This is a genomic window from Enterobacter sp. MG-EB028 (assembly GCF_056673305.1).
In genome coordinates this window covers 2,989,496-3,005,094 of the sequence record NZ_CP195079.1, presented here as the reverse complement: position 1 = coordinate 3,005,094, position 15,599 = coordinate 2,989,496, and the positions used below count along the sequence as shown (strand labels likewise).

Annotated in this window: 16 protein-coding genes; 8 read left to right on the top strand and 8 right to left on the bottom strand. The window is 55.1% G+C overall.

The window, feature by feature from the left end; all coding sequences use genetic code 11:
• Positions 1–17 precede the first annotated feature (17 nt).
• The 4 genes from fliI to fliF are packed head-to-tail and all read right to left on the bottom strand — an operon-like array spanning position 18 to position 4,758.
• Positions 18–1,388: a flagellar protein export ATPase FliI gene (gene fliI, locus ACR42C_RS14310; RefSeq protein ID WP_023330814.1), complete on the bottom strand. Its 1,371-nt coding sequence runs from the start codon at positions 1,386–1,388 to the stop codon at positions 18–20.
• Complete coding sequence (gene fliH, locus ACR42C_RS14305; protein ID WP_163329831.1) at positions 1,388–2,095, bottom strand: flagellar assembly protein FliH; 708 nt, start codon at positions 2,093–2,095, stop codon at positions 1,388–1,390. The genes fliI and fliH overlap by 1 nt, the downstream gene beginning before the upstream one ends.
• Positions 2,088–3,086, bottom strand: coding sequence for a flagellar motor switch protein FliG (gene fliG / locus ACR42C_RS14300; protein ID WP_008500327.1), 999 nt, complete (start codon positions 3,084–3,086; stop codon positions 2,088–2,090). Before fliG ends, fliH begins: the two co-directional genes overlap by 8 nt.
• Positions 3,079–4,758, bottom strand: coding sequence for a flagellar basal-body MS-ring/collar protein FliF (gene fliF / locus ACR42C_RS14295; RefSeq protein WP_116338975.1), 1,680 nt, complete (start codon positions 4,756–4,758; stop codon positions 3,079–3,081). Before fliF ends, fliG begins: the two co-directional genes overlap by 8 nt.
• 228 nt (positions 4,759–4,986) lie before the next feature.
• Here fliF and fliE point away from each other — a divergent pair, with 228 nt between their 5' ends.
• On the top strand, positions 4,987–5,301 hold the full coding sequence (gene fliE, locus ACR42C_RS14290) for a flagellar hook-basal body complex protein FliE (RefSeq protein ID WP_028013699.1): 315 nt from the start codon (positions 4,987–4,989) through the stop codon (positions 5,299–5,301).
• Positions 5,302–5,375: 74 nt separating this feature from the next.
• The gene (gene yedD, locus ACR42C_RS14285; protein WP_479985201.1) at positions 5,376–5,789 is read left to right on the top strand and encodes a lipoprotein YedD; all 414 of its coding nucleotides are present in this window, start codon (positions 5,376–5,378) and stop codon (positions 5,787–5,789) included.
• A gap of 102 nt (positions 5,790–5,891) precedes the next feature.
• Here the strand turns inward: yedD and amyA are convergent, their stop codons facing one another.
• The 4 genes from amyA to fliD are packed head-to-tail and all read right to left on the bottom strand — an operon-like array spanning position 5,892 to position 9,662.
• On the bottom strand, positions 5,892–7,379 hold the full coding sequence (gene amyA / locus ACR42C_RS14280) for an alpha-amylase (RefSeq protein WP_163329833.1): 1,488 nt from the start codon (positions 7,377–7,379) through the stop codon (positions 5,892–5,894).
• Positions 7,380–7,431: 52 nt separating this feature from the next.
• Positions 7,432–7,806 (bottom strand): flagella biosynthesis regulatory protein FliT, encoded by a 375-nt coding sequence (fliT, locus tag ACR42C_RS14275; RefSeq protein WP_116338981.1) that lies wholly within the window; start codon positions 7,804–7,806, stop codon positions 7,432–7,434.
• Positions 7,807–7,811: 5 nt separating this feature from the next.
• On the bottom strand, positions 7,812–8,216 hold the full coding sequence (gene fliS / locus ACR42C_RS14270; RefSeq protein WP_320721021.1) for a flagellar export chaperone FliS: 405 nt from the start codon (positions 8,214–8,216) through the stop codon (positions 7,812–7,814).
• A 21-nt stretch (positions 8,217–8,237) separates the two neighbouring features.
• A complete protein-coding gene (gene fliD / locus ACR42C_RS14265; RefSeq protein ID WP_479984245.1) occupies positions 8,238–9,662 on the bottom strand; it encodes a flagellar filament capping protein FliD in 1,425 nt (474 codons plus the stop codon).
• 400 nt (positions 9,663–10,062) lie between these two features.
• Here fliD and ACR42C_RS14260 point away from each other — a divergent pair, with 400 nt between their 5' ends.
• From ACR42C_RS14260 to dcyD, 6 genes are all read left to right on the top strand, one after another.
• On the top strand, positions 10,063–10,887 hold the full coding sequence (locus tag ACR42C_RS14260; protein ID WP_047362882.1) for a flagellin N-terminal helical domain-containing protein: 825 nt from the start codon (positions 10,063–10,065) through the stop codon (positions 10,885–10,887).
• A 62-nt stretch (positions 10,888–10,949) separates the two neighbouring features.
• Positions 10,950–12,155: a flagellin lysine-N-methylase gene (gene fliB, locus ACR42C_RS14255; RefSeq protein WP_479984244.1), complete on the top strand. Its 1,206-nt coding sequence runs from the start codon at positions 10,950–10,952 to the stop codon at positions 12,153–12,155.
• Between the two features lie 129 nt (positions 12,156–12,284).
• Entirely contained in the window at positions 12,285–13,004 is a 720-nt protein-coding gene (locus ACR42C_RS14250) for an RNA polymerase sigma factor FliA (RefSeq protein ID WP_014170714.1), read from the top strand.
• Between the two features lie 54 nt (positions 13,005–13,058).
• Positions 13,059–13,610: a flagella biosynthesis regulatory protein FliZ gene (gene fliZ / locus ACR42C_RS14245; RefSeq protein WP_061097767.1), complete on the top strand. Its 552-nt coding sequence runs from the start codon at positions 13,059–13,061 to the stop codon at positions 13,608–13,610.
• 86 nt (positions 13,611–13,696) lie between these two features.
• Positions 13,697–14,497, top strand: coding sequence for a cystine ABC transporter substrate-binding protein (gene tcyJ / locus ACR42C_RS14240; protein WP_047652374.1), 801 nt, complete (start codon positions 13,697–13,699; stop codon positions 14,495–14,497).
• A gap of 107 nt (positions 14,498–14,604) precedes the next feature.
• Complete coding sequence (dcyD, locus tag ACR42C_RS14235; protein WP_163329836.1) at positions 14,605–15,591, top strand: D-cysteine desulfhydrase; 987 nt, start codon at positions 14,605–14,607, stop codon at positions 15,589–15,591.
• Positions 15,592–15,599 lie beyond the last annotated feature (8 nt).

Here is a 15,599-nt window from a genome sequence, read left to right as displayed (position 1 = left end):
TTCGCCCTCCACCTGTGTTACACCTGCGGGAAAATCAGCTCCAGCGCCTGGATTGAATCTTCCCAGTCGGCACGTTCAAAAATGCCCTGTTGTAAAAATGCCTCCAGCTGCGGCCACAGGCTAATCGCCTTGTCGAGCATCGGGTCGCTGCCTTTGGCATACGCCCCCACGCTGACCAGATCGCGGTTGCGCTGGAAGCTGGAAAGCAGTTGTTTAAAGTTACGCACGCGGGCGTAGTGCTTCTCGGTAATCAACGCCGTCATCGCACGGCTGATGGACGCTTCAATATCAATCGCCGGGTAGTGCCCGGCTTCGGCCAGGCGGCGTGACAGCACGATATGGCCATCCAGGATCGCGCGCGCGGAGTCGGCAATCGGGTCCTGCTGATCGTCGCCCTCGGTCAGTACCGTATAGAACGCGGTGATAGAGCCGCCGCCGCTGATGCCGTTCCCCGCACGCTCGACCAGCGCCGGAAGTTTGGCGAAGACCGAAGGCGGATAGCCTTTGGTCGCCGGCGGCTCGCCGATAGCCAGCGCGATTTCACGTTGCGCCATCGCGTAGCGGGTGAGGGAGTCCATGATCAGCAGAACGTGCTTGCCGCGGTCACGAAAATCTTCGGCGATACGGGTGGCGTAGGCGGCACCCTGCATACGCAGCAGCGGCGACACGTCCGCCGGTGCGGCAATAACCACCGAGCGGGCGCGGCCTTCCGCACCCAGAATGTTTTCGATGAAATCTTTTACTTCGCGACCACGCTCGCCGATCAGCCCCACGACGATCACGTCGGCCTGGGTATAGCGCGCCATCATGCCGAGCAGGACGGATTTCCCGACACCTGATCCGGCAAACAGGCCCATGCGCTGCCCGCGACCTACGGTGAGCAGGGCGTTAATCGGACGCACGCCGGTATCCAGCACGTGCTCAATAGGGGTACGCTGCAGGGGATTGAACGGCTGAGTGATTAGCGCGCCGGTTTCGGTGGTGTCCGGCGCGGGCAGGCCATCAAGCGGCTTCCCGCTGCCGTCCAGCACGCGGCCCAGCAGGGCAGGGCCAAGCGGCAGCTGTTTCCCGCTTTGCAGCCCGTCGCCGCTGATATTCTTCGCATAGACGCGCGCGCCGGGCAGAATGCCTTCCACCTCTTCAAGCGGCATCAGGAACAGGCGCTGGCCGTTAAATCCGACCACTTCGCTTTCGACTTCACGCGTCTCCTGACCATCCTGACGCTCAATGACGCAGGTTGCCCCCAGCGGAAGCTGCAGGCCGGTGGCCTCAAGTACCAGACCGGTGGCGCGCGTCAGTCGCCCATAACGACGAACGGATGGCAGTTGTGCCATCTTCGTCTCAAAGTTGTCGAGCGTGGTGAGCCAGCGGGTGAGGCGCGCGGTCATCAGACGACTCCCGGTGCCGCCAGGCGGCACAGTTCCTGCCAGCGGGTGGCGACGCTGGCATCCAGGTCGCCTTCATCGGCAGAGACTTTGCATCCGCCGTGGTGTAATGACGGGTCGCCGCGCAGACGCCAGCCGTGCAGGCTAAGCGTTGCGCCCAGGCTCTCTTCAACGCGCTGCAGATCGTCCGGGTGGACGCGCAGCTGCGGTTTGCCGCTGAACAGCGGCTCCTGCTGAAGCAGACCCTGAATTTGTTTGATCAGCGCGGTGTTATCCACCACGGGCGTCTGGCCGATAACCTGACGCGCCGCTTCCAGCGCCATCTGCATCAGACGCGAGGCAATCACGCTGTCCAGCGCGTCCAGCGTGTGCTGGAACTCGCTGACCAGCTGCTGCATGCGGGCATGGATCGGCGCCTGCTGCTGGCGCGCCTGATCGATGCCGTGCTCCAGCCCTTTCGCCAGACCTTCCTGATACCCCAGATCGTGACCCTTCTGGCGGCCCTCGTTCAGGCCAGCATTGTAGCCCTGCTCGTGCGCCTGCATTTGCAGCTGCGCCAGCATCTGCGCTTGCTGCTCTTCTTCGCTCAGCTCAGGCTGTTCGACGTCCGCGTCGGGCTCTGCGGGCGAAACCACCGCGGGCGAGAATTCGGCAAGGGGAGGGGCCAGATCGTCCGGGGTCCAGCGCTTCCACGACAGCTCATTAGACATAGGTGTCGTCTCCGCTGCCAATCACCATCTCGCCGGTTTCCGCCAGACGACGAACGATAAGCAGGATCGCTTTCTGCTCGTTTTCCACCTGAGACAGACGCACCGGGCCGCGGTTGGCAAGGTCGTCGCGCAGGATATCGGCCGCACGCTGAGACATGTTGCGCAGGAACTTCTCGCGAAGCGGCTGCTCGGCACCTTTCAGGGCAATAAGCAGCGACTCGGAGTCCACTTCCTGGAGCAGGCGCTGGATGCTGCGATCGTCCACTTCGACCAGGTTTTCGAACAGGAACATCTCGTCGATGATTTTTTGCGCCAGCTCGCCGTCGAATTCGCGAACCGCCGTAATGACCGCCTCTTCCTGCTGCGTTTTCATCAGGTTGATGATTTCCGCCGCCGTCCTCACGCCGCCCATTTTGCTGCGCTTGAGGTTCTGACCGTCGAGCAGGTTGTTCAGCACTTCGGTCAGCTCCGCCAGCGCGGCTGGCTGGACGCCGCCGAAGGTCGCGATACGCAGCATCACGTCGTGACGCAGACGCTCCTCGAACAGGGCCAGAATATCGGCAGCCTGGCCACGTTTGAGGTGAACCAGGATGGTGGCGATAATCTGCGGGTGCTCGTCGCGAATAAGGTCGGCGGCACTCTGCGGCTCCATAAAGTTAAGCGTTTCGATACCGCTGGCGGTATCGCGCGTTTCCAGAATATCTTCCAGCAGGCTGGCCGCGCGCTCTTCGCCCAGCGCCTTGACCAGCACGGAGCGCAGGTAGTCGTTGGCGTTGACGTTGAGCGCCGCAAACTGTTCGGCTTCCTGCTCAAATTCCGACAGCACTTCGGTCAGCTGTTTATTGGAGATTTGACGCACGTTGGCCATCGCCGCACTGAGAATTTGCACTTCTCGCTGGGAGAGGTGCTTAAACACCTCTGCCGCGCGGTCTTCGCCAATGGTCATCAGCAGGATGACGCTTTTATCGGTGCCCGTAAGCGTATTACTCATGTTCGTTACCCATCCACTGGCGGATGACCAGCGCCACGACGCGCGGATCGTTATCTGACATTTCGCGAATGCGCTGGCTCATGACCTCGGCGCCCATGCGCTGGTTAGCACGACGCTGCTGCATCTGTTCATCTTTGCTGAGGCGAACTTCAACCGCTTCTTCCGTTTCCTGACGCGCAGACATCTGTTCGCGAGCCACTTTTTCGGCTTCTGCGCGGCGCTGAAGCTGAGGGCGTACGCCCTTACGCCACAGCAGCCACGCGACAATCAGCACCAGCAGCCAGCGTCCTGCGGACATCAGCTGGTCGATAAACGCCTGCTGTTGCCAGAACGGCAGCTCGCCGCCGGTCTCTTCAACCGAGTTGAACGGTGAGTTGACCACGTTGAGAGTATCGCCGCGCTTCTCGGAGTAACCCATCGCTTCACGGGTCAGGTTTTCAATCTGCTTCATCTGCTCGGCGGTCAGCGGCAGCGGTTTGCCATCCGCCAGCGTTTTGTAGTTCACCACTACCGCAACGGAAAGACGCTGAATATCGCCCACGTTCAGTTTAGTGTGGCGGATCGTCCGATCCACTTCGTAGTTCGTGGTTTCGTTGCGGCTGCTGGAGCGCGGGCCTGCGTTACTGGTCGTTGAGGTGGTCTGCTGATTATTTTGCTGACCGTTCTGCTGATTGGCCGGTGGCGTGGAAATCGGCGCCGCGTTAGCCGGAGCAGGCTGGTTAGAGAGCGCGCCCGGCACGCCGCCAGGGTAAGCCCCACCCACCTGTTCGCTGGAGTTGATCTGACGTGAACGCATCACCGCCTGAGCCGCATCGCCGTTCGGGCTGTATTGCTCTTCGGTTTGTTCTTTATTAGAGAAGTCAATCTGCGCGGTCACCTGGGCATGCACGTTACTGTTGCCCACTACCGGGCCGAGGATCGCTTCGATGCGGCGCTGGAGACGGCTTTCAACGTCGGCGGCGTATTTCAGCTGCGCGTCGTTCAGGTCACGCCCGGCGGTATTGGATTGGGTCAGCAGATGTCCGCTTTGGTCCACCAGCGTTACGTTACCCGGCGGCAGGCCGGCGACGGCGCTGGAGACGAGATGCGTCACCGCGCTGATTTGCCCTTCGTCCAGCGCGCGGCCAGGCTCAAGGTTCACGGTAACGGAAGCCGAAGGGGATTTCTGTTCACGAACGAATAAAGAAGGTTTAGGCATCGCCAGGTGCACGCGGGCACTCTTCACCGGGCCTAACGTTTCAATGGTGCGGGCCAGCTCGCCTTCCAGCGCACGCTGGTAGTTCACCTGCTCGCTGAACTGGCTGATACCAAACTTTTCCTGATCCAGCAGCTCAAAACCGACCGCGCCGCCCTTTGGCAGGCCCTGCTGTGCCAGACGCAGACGAAGCTCGTGCACCTTATCTGCCGGCACCTCAAGCGCACCGCCATTATCGGCAAAGCGATAAGGGATATTCATCTGGGTAAGCTGGGTAACGATGGCGCCGCCATCCTGATCGGAAAGGTTGCTGTAGAGCGTGCGGTAATCAGGGCTTTTCGCCCATAAAACCATCGCTACAAGGATCGCAATTGCGGCAGCGCCTGCCACGATCAACGGGATTTTAGGATTCGCGCGAAGGCGGTTCATCCACTCGAGTGATTTATTTTGTGGCGCTGTCGATGCTGCTGCACTCATTGCGCACCTCTTAAATCCTGGTGGTTTACGTTATTCGTGTAGAGAAACAAAACTGACTCCCGGGTCGGCAAACACGACAAAAGTTCCATATTGATGGCCCTGCCATTATTTGACGATTCCGGATTTTCTATGCGTCAAATAACCTGGTTTTTTCACGCTATTTACCGCCATTATCTTATTGACAAGCTGTTAGTCTTGACCGCGTAAAAAACCATCCAGGGGAGAGTCATGGCTATACAGGGCATTGAAGGGGTAATCAGTCAGTTGCAGGCAACGGCGATGACGGCCCGTAATCAGAATGTGGCAGAACAACAGCCGACCATCAGCTTTGCGGGGCAACTGCACGCCGCTCTTGACCGTATCAGCGATACCCAGACCGCTGCGCGTACGCAGGCGGAGAAGTTTACCCTCGGCGAGCCGGGCGTGGCGCTGAACGATGTGATGACCGATTTGCAAAAAGCCTCGGTTTCTATCCAGATGGGGATCCAGGTGCGTAACAAGCTGGTGTCGGCGTATCAGGAAGTGATGGGGATGCAGGTTTAAGCCCCGTCGATCTTCGCTGGCGGCCTCTGCGCTTTAATGCCACAATATTTTTTTCTTCGAATGCAGGAAAGATGATGAAAAAAATAGCAATTGCCAGCGCGCTGCTGGCACTGACCGGGTGCGTTCAGGTCGATAACTATAATGATGTGATCAAGCATCCCGTCCCGGCGAACCTGGCGGGATACTGGCAGTCGAAAGGGCCGCAGAGCAGCCTGGTCAGCCCTGAAGCGATTGCCACGCTGGTGGTCACGGAAGAGGGCGATACTCTGGACTGTCGCCAGTGGCAGCGCGTGATTGCCGTGCCGGGTAAGATCATGCTGCGTTCAGACAGCTATTACAACGTTACCCGCAAGCTGGATATCTATCCGCTGGATCGCGACGGCTCAACGCTGGAGTATGACGGGATGGAGTTGCAAAAGGTTGACCGCCCAACGGTGGAATGTGCTGATTATCTGAGCAAGAATCCGCTGGAAAGTAAACTGCCCTAAGGGTAAAAGCAAAACGGCAACCTCGTTGCCGTTTTTGTTGTTTGCGCCCTCTCCCTGTGGGAGAGGGACGGGGTGAGGGCATCAGGCCGCACGTTTCCCGTTCTACAACGCATCCTCAATCACCCACACGCTAACGCTTCCCCCTTTGCAGGTAAAGGTGCCTTCGCCATCCGCCGCGGTGGTGACCGTTTCTTCACGATTGCCGAGAAAATCCCGCCACGTTTTGTTGCCGTAGTTTTCCCCCAGGCAAATCACCTTCTCGCCGTCGTCACCGTTCGACATGACCACCACGCAGCCGGGATCGTCCTCGGTGCCGCTGCGGCTGAAAGCGATGCAGTTTGGATGGTCAAAAAACAGCGTCTGCACGCCGTGGGCAAAGCGCTGGCGGGCAAGGATCAGCTCGTGGAGCTGCTCAATAACCGGCATGTCGATGTGATAGGTTTCGCCGTCACCTCCCGTATCGTCATAGCTGGCGCCGAACAGATCCGGATAGAAAACGCTCGGCACACCGTTTTCCCGCAGCAGGATCAGCGCATACGCCAGCGGTTTAAACCAGGCTTCCACCGGCGCTTCCAGCGCCTGCAGAGGCTGCGTGTCATGGTTAGCGACGAGGGTGACCGCATGGAACGGATCGGCCTCCACCAGCGTGCCGGTGAAGATCTGGCTCATGTCGTAATCCCGACCCTGGCGCGATGCCTCGTGGAATTTCATCTGCAGGGGGGCATCAAACAGCATGGTTTTACCGTCGACCTGGTCAATATAGGCCTGCAGTTTGTCCACTTCGTGGGACCAGTATTCCGCCACGATAAATAACGGCTGTTCGGCGACTTCCTGTACGTGCTCAATCCACTCTTTGTAAAACCAGGCGGGAATATGCTTGACGGCGTCCAGACGAAAACCGTCGCAGCGCGTCTGTTCCATGACCCAGCGGGCCCAGTATTTTATTTCCTCGGTGACGGCGTGATTGCGAAAGTCGATATTTTCGCCCATCAGGTAATCGAAGTTACCCATCTCATCGTCGACCTGGTCGTTCCAGCCTTCGCCGGTGTAGTCGTTGACGATTTTAAAGATGCCGTCTTCATCGGGATTCTCAATATGGTCGACGCCGCTGAAGCATTTGTAATCCCAGATAAACTGCGAATATTGCCCGGCGCGGGCAGGGAAGGTGTAGCGTGTCCACGCTTCGCACTCGACGATCTCATCATCGATTTGCGTGCGATCCTGCTCGTTCACGCGCTGAACACGGACAGGCTCTTTCTCATCTGCCCCCATTTTGTGGTTCACCACCACGTCCAGCAGTACGGCAATGTCGTTGCTTTTAAGGGCGTCGATGGCCTCCAGCAGCTGCGCTTTGTCACCGTACTTTGTGGCGATACTGCCTTTCTGATCAAACTCGCCGAGGTCGAACAGATCGTAACAGTCATAGCCAACCGAATACCCGCCGGAAGCCCCTTTATAGGCGGGCGGCAGCCAGATCATGTTGATGCCGATTTCATTAAGATTGGGGGCTAACGCCGTGACTTCTCGCCACAATTCACCGCCAGCGGGGTAATACCAGTGAAAGCATTGTAACAGGGTGGGGTTTTTCATCGTCCGTGCTCCAGAAGCCATTTGGCAGACTTCTGGAGTATGGATGAAGAAATCATAATTGTGTGTCGCGGGTAACACTTTCTGGATAAAGAATATTCCCTGACAGCTTTCCATAGGTAGAGGTGATGGATTGCTGTTTACCGGTCTGATCGATGAGATTACGCAGTTCGTCCATCCGTACTTTCAGCAGGGCCTTTAACGTATTCTCATTGTCGAGGATCATCTCCAGCAGCGCACGCGCTTGCTCAACCTGAGCCGGGGGGCATGACATGATGGGCGTTTGCGAAATCTTTTCCACCAGTTGAACGTAATGCATTTCCTGCTCAATAAGCGCATCCCATTGACCAGAATGTGCGAGATTTAGCATAGCAATGCTCTGAGCATGTAACGCCTGCCAGTGGCTAAGCGCTGCGCTGGGATTATTCATCAAAATTATCCTGAAATAGAGGACGCATTGGGGCCGATTTGCTTCCACGCATCCGCAATGTTGTTTAATAAACCCTCGACTTCAACAATTGCGTCTACGTCGTTACTGACGTTCGCCAGTAATAAACGTCGAACCATATATTCGTACAAGGAGGCAAGATTACTGGACAGATCGCTCTCAACCTCCATGTTCAGTCCTGCTTTTAAACCGTTGTCGATGATATTAATGGCTTTCGATAACGCTTCGCCTTTTTCACGAATTTGTCCGGCTTCCATGAACAAACGCGCACGGACGAGGGCGCTATGCGCCCCGTCGAACAACATGACAATCAGCTGGTGTGGACTGGCATTCATAACAGCGCTTTCTACTCCTATCTGCTGATAGGATTGAACACCAGAGGTCTTATACATATCCACTCCTGAAGGCTACGACTATTTTTGTGAGAACTGTTGGGTCAGGTAGTTGGCCGTACTGGTCATTTTGGTGACTAATACGTCCAGGCTGGTGAACTGCGCTTTGTAACGCGCCATGGTCGCATCAATAGAGGCTTCCATAGAATCGTAACGTTCGCCCAGGGTTTTCAGCGTTTTGTTAATACCGTCTTTCGCGTTCTGGATCACACCCGCGCTGCCGGTGCTGGTGCTGAGCATGGTGGTCAGCGTGTTGTTCATCTGGGTCGCCAGACCGGTTTTCTTTCCGTCACCGATAAAGTACTGCTGTACGGCGGTCGGGTTGTCGGTCAGCGCTTTTTTCAGCTTATCGGTATCCACCTTCAGGTTACCGACCGTACCGTCTGCGCCTTTCACCGGATCCTGGGTAATCCCAAGTTGAGCCATGATCTGAACGGAGCCGGCCTGCACTTCGGTCAGCAGACCGCGCAGCTGAGACTGGATCCCGCGCACGTTTGCATCACCGACAAGCGCGCCGTTGCTGGCTGACTGGCCGCCAGCGCCAGCGTCGACCGGCACATATTTGGTCAGGCTATTAATGGTGGACTGCAGCGAGTTATACGCGGTTACCCAGTCCGTTACGGCTTTCTGGTTCGCATCCGTGGCGCGCGTCACTTCCAGCATTTCATCCGCTTTACTTTCTGCCTTCACGGTGAAGGTCATGCCGGGCAGCGCATCGGAGATGGTATTCGATTGACGCTCAATCTTGATGTCGTTCACGACGACAATCGCGTTCTGTGCCGCGGTATTTACCGTCAGCGCGCCGGTTTTGGCGGTTGAGTCGTAGCCGATGGCGCTTTGCAGCTTGTCGTCCCCGGTTACGCTGATGGTCATCTCGCCATCCATACCGGTGGTTTTCGATGAAAGCATCAGGCGGTAATCGCCGTCTTTCGCCTTGATTACGCTGGCGGTGACGTTGCCGTTCGCTTTATTGATCGCGCTCGCGATCCCGGCCAGCGACGTATCGCCATCGGCCAGGTTCACCTCTAAAGGCGTTTTTGTACCCGGCTGGGTAATCGTAATTTTACGCGTCGTGCCGGTCGTATCGCCCAGCAGCTCCGTGTTGGTGGTATAGGAGCCCGTCGTGAGCGCCTGTGCTTTTGCCACCTGGTTGACGTTAACCACATAAGAGCCGACGGATGCGTCAGCGGTAGTGGTTGCCGTAAAGGCCGTGTTGGTGCTGCTTACGGCGGTTGAGTTCCATGTGGTCGCTTTACCCAGCGCAGCGGTTGCAGTCTGCAGCGAGGTCATGGCACTCTGCAGCTTACCGTACGCGCTTAACTGTGCGTTATACGTCGATTGCTGGGTAGTAATCGTCGTCAGCTTGGTTCTTTCTGCTGCGTCCAACTGATTATATAAATCCCCGAGTCCTGCAGAACCTATCCCGAGGTTACTGATAGTAGCCATGTATATTTTCCTTAAATACGAAAGTAGTTCAGGACTCTTATCGGCCTCGAATAGTAAAAGTTTACGATGGCGAGAAAAAAATAATCCAAAGAATAGGCATGTCCTGGCGCGGTAAATGAAACGATTGCACTTTGGGACGATTTTTTAGCGCGTCAATAACACGGATAAGTGTGTGCCTTTTTTGGCATATTCCACGTAATAAAAAGACCTAAATAATAACCTTATGATAAATCTTAATTGATTTTTTAAAAATAAAATCGTTAATAATCATTTGGTTATAATTTTTTCGAAATTGATTCTAAAGTCTTTTCGGGACCCGTCGATAACCTTGTTGACGGTGAGAGACGCTGTGAGTGTTAGGCACCGGACCTAAAACCCAATTTTTGAAGGAAAGAAAATTATGGCAGTTATCAATACTAACCTGTTGTCCCTGACTACTCAGAACAACCTGAACAAATCTCAGTCTTCTCTGGGCACTGCTATTGAGCGTCTGTCTTCAGGTCTGCGTATCAACAGCGCGAAAGACGATGCCGCTGGCCAAGCGATTGCAAACCGCATGACCGCTCAGATCAAAGGTATGACTCAGGCTGCACGTAACGCCAACGACGGTATCTCCATGGCGCAGACCGCTGAAGGTTCCCTGAACGAAATCAACAACAACCTGCAGCGCGTTCGTGAACTGGCTGTTCAGGCAAGCAACGGCACCAACAGCACCTCTGACCTGGCATCTCTGCAGGATGAAGTTACCGCTCGTCTGGCTGAAATCAACCGTGTTGCCAGCAAAACCGACTTCAACGGCATCAAACTGCTGGATGGTTCTGCTGGTACTGCTGGTGTGGTTAAAATTCAGGTTGGCGTAAACGACGGCGACACCATCGATCTGGACCTGAGCGGTGCTAAAGCTGACACCACCACTCTGGGTGTGAACGCAATCGACCTGAAAGCAATGACTGCTACCGATCTGGACACCATTGACAAAGCAATCGCTAAAGTTGATACCGCTCGTTCCGGTCTGGGTGCTGTGCAGAACCGCTTCACTTCTGCAATCAACAACCTGAACAACACCTCTAACAACCTGTCTGCTGCTCAGTCCCGTATCCAGGACGCTGACTACGCAACTGAAGTTTCCAACATGTCCCGCGCGCAGATCCTGCAGCAGGCTGGTACTTCTGTTCTGTCTCAGGCAAACCAGGTTCCACAGACCGTTCTGTCTCTGCTGCGTTAATATTACGCATCAAACCCCGCTTCGGCGGGGTTTTTTTGTCTCTGAATTTTGAGGATCCGCCCGTGAAACAGATCGTTGTTACCCAGCCTAAACTGGTCGCAGATTTTTCCTGTGTCGGTGGGGAATGTCGTGAACATTGTTGTCAGGGCTGGACCATCGCGTTTGATAAATCCTCCGTTAACCGTTATCTGAACAGTAAAAATTCCGCCATTCGTCACACGGCGAAAACGGCGATAAAAGTCACAAAAAAACAGTATGGCAACTGGGGCGAAGTGATTTTCCATACGGAAAGTAAAAATTGCCCGTTTATGGATACGGAAAAGCTCTGTTCTATTCATAGCGCCATGGGGGCCCAGGCTTTAAGCCCAACCTGTTCGACATTCCCGCGGACAAACCGCGTTTATAAAACCGAAATTGAAAAATCGCTCAATCTCTCGTGTCCGGAAGTCACCCGACTGCTGTTGAACGATCGGGCGTCGATGTCGATGATGGAGTCCATCAGCGTTCAGCAGGACGTTAATAATGCGCCAGCGATGGATTTGAAGATTAAGGTCATCAATCTTTTCTGCCAGAACCTATTTAGCGTTGAGGCGGTGAGCGTTGAAGAACAAGTTTATGCCGTGGTGAAATTCCTCATGGTGGCTGAAAAGCTCGAAAACCTGGAAGAGAATATCGGCACGCTCGAAACGGTTTATTTTTCGCTGGTGAACGAGCTGGTGAGCGGTAAAATCGAGACGGAGTTAGGCGGGTTTAATCAGAACTACAGCCTGAAATTCGCGTTAATCTCGCTCATCCAAAGTTACTTTACGAAGAAAGCGACGGCCCGCGGTGGCGCCGTATTAAACCGTTATTTTGACCAGCTTTATCAACAGTTTGAATCTGTCGATGACACCGTTTCGGCAGAAAAGGTCATGGAAAACATCGAGTCCGTCTGGCGCGATGTGGCGGGCGGTTACCTGACGGAAAACGATCACCTGTTTAAGAACTTTTTTAAATACAAGCTCTGGGAGCAGGGCTTTCCGCAGAGCAACGGCCGCAGCATGTTGAATAATCTCTATTTAATCGTCGCGGAGTTCTATTTCCTCAAATCGCTGCTTGCCGGTCAGGCCATCGCGGCGGGGAAAATTGAACAAGACAATATTATTGACGTTATTTACAGCTTCCACTCCCTGAGCCAGCATAATCAGGAAGCAGGAAAGCTCTTTCATCAACATATAGATAGCGTCAAATTGGGCGACGATATCTCATTGCTGCAACTGTTAATTTAGCCAGAAAAGTTGCCCCTGATGCGGGCAACCTCAGAATAACCTCACTTTATCCCCCTTTTTCATCCAATTGAACGCCCTGCAGAATCGGATAATCATGCCGATAACTCAACTAACGCAGGGCTGTTTATCGTGAATTCACTCTATACCGCTGAAGGTGTAATGGATAAACACTCGCTGTGGCAACGTTATGTCCCGCTGGTGCGTCACGAAGCATTGCGCCTCCAGGTGCGCTTGCCGGCGAGCGTGGAACTTGACGATCTGCTACAGGCGGGCGGTATCGGGTTATTGAATGCAGTTGACCGATACGACGCTCTGCAAGGAACGGCATTTACGACTTACGCAGTTCAGCGTATTCGTGGTGCGATGCTGGACGAGCTGCGCAGCCGCGACTGGGTGCCGCGCAGCGTTCGCCGCAACGCGCGCGAAGTGGCGCATGCGATGGGGCAGCTGGAACAGGAACTGGGACGCAACGCAACGGAAACCGAAGTGGCGGAACGTCTTGGCATTGCTGTTGAAGAGTATCGTCAGATGTTGCTCGATACCAATAATAGCCAACTCTTCTCCTATGACGAGTGGCGCGAAGAGCATGGCGATAGCATCGAGCTGGTGACGGACGAGCACCAGCAGGAAAACCCGTTACACCATTTAATGGAAGGGAATTTACGCCAGCGCGTAATGGAAGCGATTGAGGCTCTGCCTGAGCGCGAACAGCTGGTGTTGACCCTTTATTACCAGGAAGAGCTTAATCTCAAAGAGATTGGCGCGGTTCTGGAGGTGGGGGAGTCGCGGGTTAGCCAGCTGCACAGCCAGGCCATTAAACGCTTACGAACCAAGCTGGGTAAGTTATAGGTGATTCAATCACCCGAAAAATGCCGCACAACGTATTGACAACCAGGAGTTATCATGACGGTGCAGCAATCTAAAAGACGGCCTTTAAGCCGCTACCTGAAAGACTTTAAACACAGCCAGACGCATTGCGCCCACTGTAACAAATTACTCGATCGTATCACGCTGGTTCGCCGCGGCGAGATCGTGAATAAAATCGCAATCTCTCGCCTCGACACGTTAATGGATGAAGCCGCGTGGCTCGAAGAGCAAAAAGAGTGGGTGGCGCTTTGCCGTTTCTGTGGCGATCTTCACTGCAAAGAGCAAAGCGACTTCTTCGACATCATCGGCTTCAAGCAGTTTCTGTTCGAACAAACGGAGATGAGCCACGGCACCGTGCGCGAATATGTGGTTCGCCTGCGCCGCCTTGGTCAGCATCTGACCGTTAACAATATCTCTCGCGATCTGCTCAAGACCGGTTATCTGGATGAAAATCTGGAGCCGTGGCTGCCTGCAACCAGCACCAACAACTACCGTATTGCGCTGCGCAAGTATGCGCAATATAAGGTGCAAATGCCGGGTTCCGTGAAGCAGAAAGCGCTCGCCGGAACAACTTCTGATATATATTAAAAAAGAATAAGATGTAGCGCAGTCGCCTTTGACGTTGCAGGCGATTTCTCTACACTACGTAAAAATTCCACTATATCGGGGTATTTATGAAATTTGCACTTCTGGGTCGTCAGGCGCTGATGGGAGTTATGGCCGTCGCGCTGGTTGCGGGCATGAGCGTAAAAACGTTCGCCGCAGAAAACCTGCTGAATAAAGTAAAAGAGCGCGGCACGCTGCTGGTTGGGCTGGAAGGAACCTATCCTCCGTTCAGTTTCCAGGGTGATGACGGCAAACTCACCGGTTTTGAAGTGGAATTTGCAGAAGAACTGGCGAAACACCTCGGCGTTAAGGCCTCGCTGAAACCGACCAAATGGGACGGTATGCTGGCTTCGCTGGACTCCAAACGCATTGACGTGGTGATTAACCAGGTGACCATTTCTGACGAGCGTAAGAAGAAGTATGACTTCTCCACGCCGTACACCGTGTCCGGTATTCAGGCGCTGGTGAAGAAAGGTAACGAAGGCTCCATCAAAACGGCTGCCGATCTGAAAGGCAAAAAAGTTGGCGTCGGTCTGGGAACCAACTACGAAGAGTGGCTGCGCCAGAACGTTCAGGGTGTGGATATCCGCACTTATGATGATGACCCGACGAAATATCAGGACCTGCGCGTAGGCCGTATCGACGCCATTCTGGTTGACCGTCTGGCCGCTTTGGATTTGGTGAAGAAAACCAACAATACCCTCGCGGTAGCGGGTGATGCGTTCTCTCGTCAGGAATCCGGCGTGGCCGTTCGTAAAGGCAATGAGGATCTGGTGAAAGCCATTGATTCCGCGATTGCTGACATGCAGAAAGACGGCAGCCTGAAGGCGCTGTCTGAGAAGTGGTTCGGGGCAGACGTCACCAAATAAGTCGGTGACGTGAAAAAAAGGCGCTTTTAAAAGCGCCTTTTTTATTTCTTACGCGTCTGCGTGCATAATGAAAAATATCACATTTTGTCTGAGTTACCGGAGATTCCATGTCACTACAGAATTTAACGCGCTTTCCCCGTCTGGAGTTTATCGGTGCGCCGACGCCGCTGGAGTACCTGCCGCGACTTTCTGATTATCTGGGACGCGATATTTTTATTAAGCGCGATGACGTGACGCCGATGGCGATGGGCGGCAATAAGCTGCGCAAGCTGGAGTTTCTGGCGGCTGACGCGCTGCGCGAAGGGGCGGACACGCTGATCACCGCCGGGGCCATTCAGTCTAACCACGTTCGTCAGACGGCGGCCGTGGCGGCAAAGCTCGGGCTTCACTGCGTGGCCCTGCTGGAAAACCCGATAGGTACGCGGGCGGAAAACTATCTGACCAACGGTAACCGTCTGCTGCTGGATCTGTTTAACGTGCAGGTGGAGATGGTGGATGCGTTGACCGACCCGACCTCGCAGCTTGACGAACTTGCCACGCGTCTGGAAGCGCAGGGTTTCCGTCCCTACGTTATTCCCGTCGGTGGTTCGAATGCGCTGGGCGCGCTGGGGTATGTGGAAAGCGCGCTGGAAATTGCACAGCAGTGCGAGGGCGCCGTTAGCCTCTCGTCGGTGGTCGTCGCGTCCGGAAGCGCGGGCACGCATGCCGGGCTGGCGGTGGGGCTGGAACAGCTGCTGCCGGAGGTCGAGCTGATTGGCGTGACGGTGTCCCGCAGCGTCGCGGACCAGAAGCCAAAAGTAGTGACTCTGCAACAGGCGGTGGCAGAGCAGCTGGAGCTGAAGGCCAGGGCCGAGATCCGGCTTTGGGATGACTATTTTGCACCGGGTTACGGGACGCCTAACGAAGAGGGGATGGAAGCAGTTAAGCTGCTGGCGCGCCTTGAGGGTATACTGCTCGATCCGGTCTACACGGGCAAAGCGATGGCCGGGCTTATCGATGGCATTGCGCAGAAACGCTTTAAGGATGAAGGGCCGATTTTATTTGTGCACACCGGCGGGGCGCCCGCGCTGTTTGCTTATCATCCTCATGTCTAAAAATCAGG